The organism is Vibrio sp. 1249-1, from assembly GCF_033340495.1.
In genome coordinates this window covers 1-860 of sequence record NZ_JAWOWJ010000296.1, presented here as the reverse complement: position 1 = coordinate 860, position 860 = coordinate 1, and the positions used below count along the sequence as shown (strand labels likewise).

Here is an 860-nt window from a genome sequence, read left to right as displayed (position 1 = left end):
GGAAGTGTCATCGGTATGCTTGTACTGTTTTTCTCCATGACACTTGGCCTTGTCAAAGTGGATTGGGTAAAACCGGGCGCAACTCTATTCATTCGCTACATGATCTTACTCTTTGTCCCAATCAGTGTGGGACTCATGCAGCACTTCGATATGCTACTTGCGAATGCATTGCCAATCATAGCTAGTGCAGTCGGTGGTTCACTCATTGTCTTGGTCAGCCTTGCTTGGCTACTGGACTACTTGCTAAAGGAGAAACATTAATATGTGGTTAATTGTCACTATTGTCGTTTTCCTGATTGCTCGCCAAATCGCAATTAAGATCAACAGCCCACTTGCAAACCCTTTGTTGATCAGTATTGCAGTACTGATTCCTTTATTAACGTACCTCAATGTACCGTTTGAGACATACTACGCCGACAACGAAGGCATCAGCTTTTTACTACAACCAGCTGTTGTAGCGTTGGCTTACCCTTTGTACGAGCAACTTCCTCAAATCAAAGCCAACTGGCGAATCATCACGTTTGCTTGTACGCTCGGAAGTGTTATGTCAATGGCAACCACAACCCTCATCGCCGTTGCATTTAAAGCTGACATCAGTTTAATCGCGAGCCTAGTAGGTAAGTCAGTGACCACTCCGATTGCAATGGAAATCTCAAGCCACCTTGGTGGCGAAGCGGCAGTCGCTGCAATCTTAGTACTGATCGTAGGTCTTCTTGGCGCTATTTTGGCGTACCCAATCTACAACCTAATCGGCATTAAGCATCCAATTGCTCGTGGTTTGACGATGGGCACAGTATCGCACGCGCTTGGTACTGCGACTTGCGCAGAGAAACAACCTGGCGACGCAGCGTTTTCATCGT

2 protein-coding genes are annotated in these 860 nt (G+C 46.5%); both read left to right on the top strand.

Annotated features, from left to right (window positions below; translation table 11 throughout):
- The coding region (locus R7Z50_RS25955) for a CidA/LrgA family protein (RefSeq protein ID WP_318149537.1) at positions 1–261 on the top strand (261 nt) is incomplete at its 5' end.
- 1 nt (position 262) lies between these two features.
- Positions 263–860, top strand: a 598-nt coding sequence (locus R7Z50_RS25950) for an LrgB family protein (protein WP_318149536.1), incomplete at its 3' end; no start/stop codon positions are given.